The organism is Hyphomonas sp. UBA3601, assembly GCF_002375605.1.
Taxonomy (GTDB): Bacteria; Pseudomonadota; Alphaproteobacteria; order Caulobacterales; family Hyphomonadaceae; genus Hyphomonas.
On sequence record NZ_DFME01000114.1, the window covers coordinates 5,133 to 10,825 of the forward strand.

At 58.1% G+C, this 5,693-nt stretch carries 9 protein-coding genes; 5 read left to right on the forward strand and 4 right to left on the reverse strand.

Translation table 11 applies throughout. The features are described 5' to 3' along the window. Positions 1-166: zinc finger domain-containing protein (locus B4F73_RS12030; RefSeq protein WP_349679568.1), on the forward strand; the 166-nt coding region annotated here is incomplete at its 5' end. On the opposite strand, the gene B4F73_RS12035 is transcribed toward B4F73_RS12030, so the two are convergent. The 4 genes from B4F73_RS12035 to B4F73_RS12050 form a co-directional block, all read right to left on the reverse strand. Continuing rightward, complete coding sequence (locus tag B4F73_RS12035) at positions 163-606, reverse strand: helix-turn-helix domain-containing protein (RefSeq protein WP_067327316.1); 444 nt, start codon at positions 604-606, stop codon at positions 163-165. The two genes, B4F73_RS12030 and B4F73_RS12035, sit on opposite strands and share 4 nt — an antisense overlap. Before the next feature lie 152 nt (positions 607-758). Further along, positions 759-1,118, reverse strand: a complete 360-nt coding sequence (locus B4F73_RS12040; protein ID WP_156486770.1) for a hypothetical protein — start codon at positions 1,116-1,118, stop codon at positions 759-761. A gap of 28 nt (positions 1,119-1,146) precedes the next feature. Next, on the reverse strand, positions 1,147-2,097 hold the full coding sequence (gene gshB, locus B4F73_RS12045) for a glutathione synthase (protein WP_290483376.1): 951 nt from the start codon (positions 2,095-2,097) through the stop codon (positions 1,147-1,149). 45 nt (positions 2,098-2,142) lie between these two features. Continuing rightward, complete coding sequence (locus B4F73_RS12050; protein WP_051608048.1) at positions 2,143-2,829, reverse strand: BON domain-containing protein; 687 nt, start codon at positions 2,827-2,829, stop codon at positions 2,143-2,145. A 261-nt stretch (positions 2,830-3,090) separates the two neighbouring features. Here B4F73_RS12050 and rsfS point away from each other — a divergent pair, with 261 nt between their 5' ends. From rsfS to B4F73_RS12070, 4 genes are all read left to right on the forward strand, one after another. Further along, positions 3,091-3,423, forward strand: coding sequence for a ribosome silencing factor (gene rsfS, locus B4F73_RS12055; protein ID WP_231884219.1), 333 nt, complete (start codon positions 3,091-3,093; stop codon positions 3,421-3,423). Positions 3,424-3,432: 9 nt separating this feature from the next. Then, positions 3,433-3,897, forward strand: a complete 465-nt coding sequence (locus B4F73_RS12060; protein ID WP_067327323.1) for a 23S rRNA (pseudouridine(1915)-N(3))-methyltransferase RlmH — start codon at positions 3,433-3,435, stop codon at positions 3,895-3,897. 311 nt (positions 3,898-4,208) lie between these two features. Beyond that, on the forward strand, positions 4,209-5,507 hold the full coding sequence (locus B4F73_RS12065) for a TAXI family TRAP transporter solute-binding subunit (RefSeq protein ID WP_067327325.1): 1,299 nt from the start codon (positions 4,209-4,211) through the stop codon (positions 5,505-5,507). Position 5,508: 1 nt separating this feature from the next. Further along, positions 5,509-5,693 (forward strand): FAD-dependent oxidoreductase (locus B4F73_RS12070; protein ID WP_290483377.1); only part of this gene is annotated, 185 nt, incomplete at its 3' end.

Genomic DNA, 5,693 nt, shown 5'->3' on the forward strand with positions numbered 1-5,693 from the left:
TACCATCTCAGATTTCGCCAGCGCGAGTGGGGAGCTTGGCTATTTCCAGCACACTTTCGCCGTCTATGACCGGGAAGGGGACTCTTGCCGCAACTGCACCAAGCCGATCCAACGCATCGTCCAATCAGGTAGGTCGAGTTTCTTCTGTAGTGCCTGCCAACGCTAGGGACGAGATGGCCCCAGCGCGGCCAGAATCTGAATGGCTGTTTCCAGATCATCTGCCCGTACAAGGGAGTCGACGAGTTTTTTCGCCTCCCGCTTCAGCAAACCTATCTTTGCATGCTCAAGGTCGCGGACCTCGGGTGCCGCAGGAAATGGCTCGTAGAAATAGTTGATCGGCTTACCGAGGGCGATGGCCACGTCCCTCAACCTGCCAGCTGACAAACGACTGCGGCCGGCCTCATACTTCTGAACCTGCTGAAAAGTAAGGCCCAGCTTTTCGGACAACGCCTCTTGCGTCATCCCCACTTCACGACGCGCTTGTCGGACTTGCCGACCGATAAAGCGGTCTGCATCTGTGGGTTTTCTTACGTCCTGGGGAGATGGGGCATGCGGCATCCTGGGTCCCTGAGGCCGGGTGTCTGACGCAATGCGCCGCGCACCCATTGAAATCAGGAGCTGACAATATTCAATCCTGAGTGGTTTTCAAGCCCAAAGAATGCCCGCACGCAACTTGCGATTGTGTGTCGAGTTTTGCTTTATCTTTCGAGGCGGCCAGAGCCAACATCCTCATGCAGGATGATCAATTGGGCCGACGACTATTTCGGATCAAGCCGAATGACGTCGTCTTCTGACGATGCCGGCTCTGCAGTATCGTCGGGAAGGGACAGGCCAAGCGAAGGAGCATCCTCGAACTGGCCTCCGCCAAAACCGCCGGACCCGATCAGCAGACCATCATCTTCGTCCGACTGCCCAATTCGCAAATTCAGCGTACCGCTGCCAGTGTCCTGAGCCGCTGATGAACTTGGCAGGTTCAGATTGAGGGAGCCCGTATATTCGTCCTCGACCTGGGCGGTCTCGGTAGCGACGACAGCTGCGTCTTCACTGCTGGAATTTTCAGAACAGGCCGTCCCTGCCAGACAGAAAGACACGATGGCGATAGACGTTGTCAGTTTCATGATCATGTCCCCATTCTTGCCGGGAGCTTCAGCGGCTCGCAAGCTTGTCTTGCACAACGTTCCAGAAATCGGCAGCGATATCAATGCCGCTGAGTTTCTTGATGGCCTGAACACCGGTGGGGGAGGTGACATTCACCTCGGTAAGACGCCCGCCAATCACGTCGATGCCCGTCAGGACGAGTCCGCGACGTTTCAATTCCGGCCCGATGGCTTCGCAAATCCGCATATCCGCGTCGCTCATATCTGTCTCCTCGGCCGTACCGCCGACAACGAGGTTCGATCGGACCTGACCTTCCTTGGGGCGCCGGTTGAGCGCGCCGGCGGCTTTGCCATCGATCAAGATGATGCGCTTGTCGCCCTCACTGACGGCCGGCAGAAATGCCTGAACCATGACCGGTTCACGCGAGCGACTGAAGAAGAGCTCAGTCAACGAGTCGAAATTGGAATCGTCCTGCTTCAGGCGAAACACGCCTGCGCCGCCATGCCCATAGAGCGGCTTGATGATGATGTCCTTGTGCTCTGCGCGGAAGGCTTCGATGACAGACAAGTCGCGCGACATAAGGGTTGGCGGCATCAGGTCTGGATACATTAGCGGGAAAATCTTTTCTGGACTGGATCGGACGCCAGCCGGGTCGTTCACGACGAGGGTTTCATCTGCGATTTCCTCAAGCAGATGGCAGGCCGTGATATAGCTCATGTCAAAGGGTGGGTCCTGACGCATCAAGATGACGGCAACGTCTTTTGCAAGATCCAGCCGAACGGGCGCATCAAACAGGCCGGGTGCGTCCTTCACACGTTGAACGCGCGCGGGTCGAACCAAGGCCGTTACGCGGCCTTGCTCGATGCTCATGTCATCGGGACCGTAGACGAAAAGCTCCATGCCGCGCGCTTGTGCGACTTCGGCCAGGGCAAAAGTGGTGTCTCCGTCGATATTGACGGATTCGAGCGGATCCATCTGGATCGCAACGCGAAGGCTCATGAGGCGGCTCCCTTCATGGGCCGCCGCCCGCGCGACCTGACCCGGCTAGTAATTGGCGCCGATCAGTTCCCCGTCGGCCTGATAGTCATATGAGGCATCGGGTGCTGTTTGATAAGGGGGCGTGCCCTGCGTCGTTGGCGCGGCTTGTTGGGTGCGGGTATTGTCACGAATGCGGACATAGGAAACCACCTGTTTCACGCCGCCCACCACACTGGCCTCCTCGGCTGCGCGCTTCAACTCCTCGGCCGACCGCGCGATGCCCATAAGGTAGACAACGCCATTATAGGTTTCGATGTTGAAGTTGAGGCTTTTGACCGTGCTGGACCCAACCAGGCGTGCGCGGACCCGACCCGTGATGACTTCATCGGAGACATTTGCGAGGAAACCGCCCGGAGGCTGGATACGAATTTCATTGGCGACATCGCGCGTGAGGTGAGAGGTCCAGGCGATACCTTCGGCTTTCACACGCTCTTCCGGAGTGTTTACGCGGCCGGAGAGCAGGACGAGTCCCCCGGTGACCTCCACATCGACCTCTCCAAACTTGTTTGCGCTTTCAGACAGGAGCTTACTCTTGATCTCATTCGACGCGGTGGCATCGTCCACAGCTTCACCGAGCGATTTCTCCTGGGCGGCGGCAACGCCAACGGCCCCGGCGGTGCCAAGCGCTGCAACGGCGCAACCCCCGAGCGGCAAAGCAAACAAAACGGCGGCAGCAGCAAATTGCATGCGCATGAAACTCTACTCCATCAGCAACAAGAATGACGTCGGAATATGCCCTGAACATGCGGCGAAAATCTGGCAAACTGCGCATAAGGTGCAATTTGGTGCGAATTCAGACTCGATATGACGGCGACAGACCTTTAATGGCTGGTTGTTCGGCCCCGTAGATGCTATTATCTGAAGAGGACGTAACAAGAAGGAACCGGACCCCTGACCCCCAGCGCCCCGCGGCTCCAGCCCGCCCAGCAGGCCACGCTCGAAGAAATCCGTAATGTGGCCGAAGCCCTCGCCAAGGCCCTTGAGGATGACAAGGCTGAAGACATTCTCTTCATTGACCTTGATGGAAGATCTTCGCTCGCAGATTTCATGATCATCGCATCCGGTCGTTCCGGCCGGCATGTTGCGGCTCTCGCAGACCATCTTGCACAAGACGTAAAGAAACTGACCGGTCGCCCGGCCAGTGTCGAAGGTATGCCGAATGCAGATTGGGTGCTGATCGATACCGGGGATGTCATCGTCCACCTGTTCCGCCCGGAAGTCCGGGAATTCTATAATCTCGAAAAGATCTGGGCATCTGACAATGCCCATCGTGCGCCAGCCAATTAGCGGGCGACCATGCGGATCATCTTTCTGGTCGTCGGGCGGCTAAAGGCCGGGCCGGAACGCGAACTTGTCGATGAATACATCAAGCGTGCAGGGCCGATCGCACGATCCCTCGGCTTTCGCGGCATTGAAGAGATCGAAGTGCCCAGCGGCGGCGGACTGGACGCTGAAGCGGACCGGATTCTCGCCAAACTACCGTCAGGTGCCAAATGTATCCGACTGGACGAGTTCGGACGGGCACAAAGATCTCGCGAATTTTCTGAAAATCTCGCCAAATGGCGCGATCAGGGCGTGCCTGACCTCGTTTTCCTGATTGGGGGAGCCGAGGGCTATGGCGACGCGGTGAAGTCAGCCGTTCCGGATACTCTGGCTTTTGGACCCCAGACCTGGCCACATCGTTTTGTCAGGGTGATGGTGACAGAGCAGGTTTACCGCGCTGTATCGATCCTCGCCGGGACGCCCTATCACAAGGATTAAGGCTCAACCTGCGTAGAGTGAAGGCTGTGGCATCAGGACCATGGCAAATGTTACGGCCGCGATTACCCCTAAAACGGCAACAGACAATAGTCGTGTGATGGATATGGGATGGCTCACGGGATCGTCCTTTCTGGTCGCTTGGGCTCCAGATGGTGCCTCGATACATTGATGAACACTCTTGTAACGGAATAGGTTCCATGCGCGGCACGCATGAGGCGATTTCAGGGCAGAGCCTTACACTTTGTTGATCCTTGCAATTTCCCGGCCTAGAGCAGTAGTCGACCGAACTAGCGCGGTGGGAGGCGGTTACCATGTCGGGATTGAAGGACTTCCTGAAAGTCTATTGGCCTCTGGTCGTCGTTGCCTTTGCGGGCGTGCTCCTGGCTCTGGTGCTGATGGACCCTGCGCCACCGAAAACGATCCGGTTCGCCGCTGGCAGCCCGGGCGGTGCCTATCATGCCTTTGCAGAACGCTATCAGCGTCTTCTCGCTGAAGAGGGGGTGGAGGTTGTGCTGGTGGAGACGCAGGGCTCAATCGACAATCTGCGCCTGCTGGATGATTCCGAGGTTGATGTCGGCCTTGTGCAGGGCGGACTCTCAACTGTGTCCGATGAGGAAGAGTTGCGCTCAATTGGAGGACTGTTTCCGGAGCCTTTCTGGGTGTTTGTCCGGAATGATGTTCCCGCTGACACGTTGGGCGATCTTCACGATGCTCGAATGGCAGTTGGCGGTGCCGGGTCAGGCACGCGCATGCTCGCCCTGGAGCTAGAGGCCGATTACGGGGGCGAATGGGATGAAACGTCTCGGCTGCCGCTTTCGGGCAATGCGGCGGCGGACGCCCTGCTGTCCGGGAGTCTGGACGCTGCTGCTTTCTCTGCCTCGGTGGAGGCATCTTATGTGGACCGATTGCTGAACAGTCCGGATGTTGTCCGCCTGCTTCCGTTTGACCGCGCTCCGGCCCTGGCGCGCCGACACGAGGCGCTGTCAGATATTGTCCTTCTGAGAGGCGTTGTGGATATCGGCAAGAATCTGCCAGCAACAGACATCCCCCTGGTCGCACCTGTCGCTCAACTCGTCGTCCGCAAGGACTTGCACCCGGCCATCGAAGCGCTTCTCATAGATGCTGCAACGGCGATTCATTCCCAAGGTACGCTGCTGGCCCCGGCGGGGGAGTATCCTGATCCGGACCTGATCGATCTGCCCATCAGCGAACAGGCACGTCGATACTACAAGGACGGTCCGTCATTCCTGCGCCGTTACTTTTCGTTCGACGTCGCGAATTTTCTGGACAGGGCCTGGGTGCTTGCAATCCCGTTGCTGACCTTGCTCTTCCCGTTGGTCCGGGTCGCACCCCCCATCTATCGCTGGCGTGTGCGCCGGAAAATCTATGTCTGGTATGAAGACTTGCGTGCGCTCGAAGAGCGTGGACGTTCGACGGACAACAAGGCGGAACGTGACAAGGTGCAGGAGGAACTCGAAACCCTGCAGGCAGAAATCGGTGCCGTTGAAGTGCCGCTTTCCTATACGGACGATCTTTACCGGCTTCGCAGTCATGTCGAGTTCGTCAAGCAACTGGTGCGTGAGCGAAATCCGGTGAAGGTTGCCGGCTGACATGACTTCATTGCGAAAGATAGCCATTGCCGGTGCCGGCATTGGGGGACTGGCCGCGGCAGCTCTGCTTGCCCGAGCTGGCCACGACGTCACCGTCTATGACCAGTTCGATGCGCCAGGACCTGTTGGGTCTGGCCTGATCCTGCAAGAAACGGGGTTGACGATATTGGGCGAGCTCGGCTTGCG

Coding starts and splice junctions, on each gene's coding strand:
- B4F73_RS12065 (WP_067327325.1), top strand. CDS start 4,209: ATGTCGGGATTGAAGGACTTCCTGAAAGTCTATTGGCCTCTGGTCGTC.
- B4F73_RS12050 (WP_051608048.1), bottom strand. CDS start 2,829: ATGCGCATGCAATTTGCTGCTGCCGCCGTTTTGTTTGCTTTGCCGCTC.
- B4F73_RS12040 (WP_156486770.1), bottom strand. CDS start 1,118: ATGAAACTGACAACGTCTATCGCCATCGTGTCTTTCTGTCTGGCAGGG.
- B4F73_RS12035 (WP_067327316.1), bottom strand. CDS start 606: ATGGGTGCGCGGCGCATTGCGTCAGACACCCGGCCTCAGGGACCCAGG.
- B4F73_RS12060 (WP_067327323.1), top strand. CDS start 3,433: ATGCGGATCATCTTTCTGGTCGTCGGGCGGCTAAAGGCCGGGCCGGAA.
- gshB (WP_290483376.1), bottom strand. CDS start 2,097: ATGAGCCTTCGCGTTGCGATCCAGATGGATCCGCTCGAATCCGTCAAT.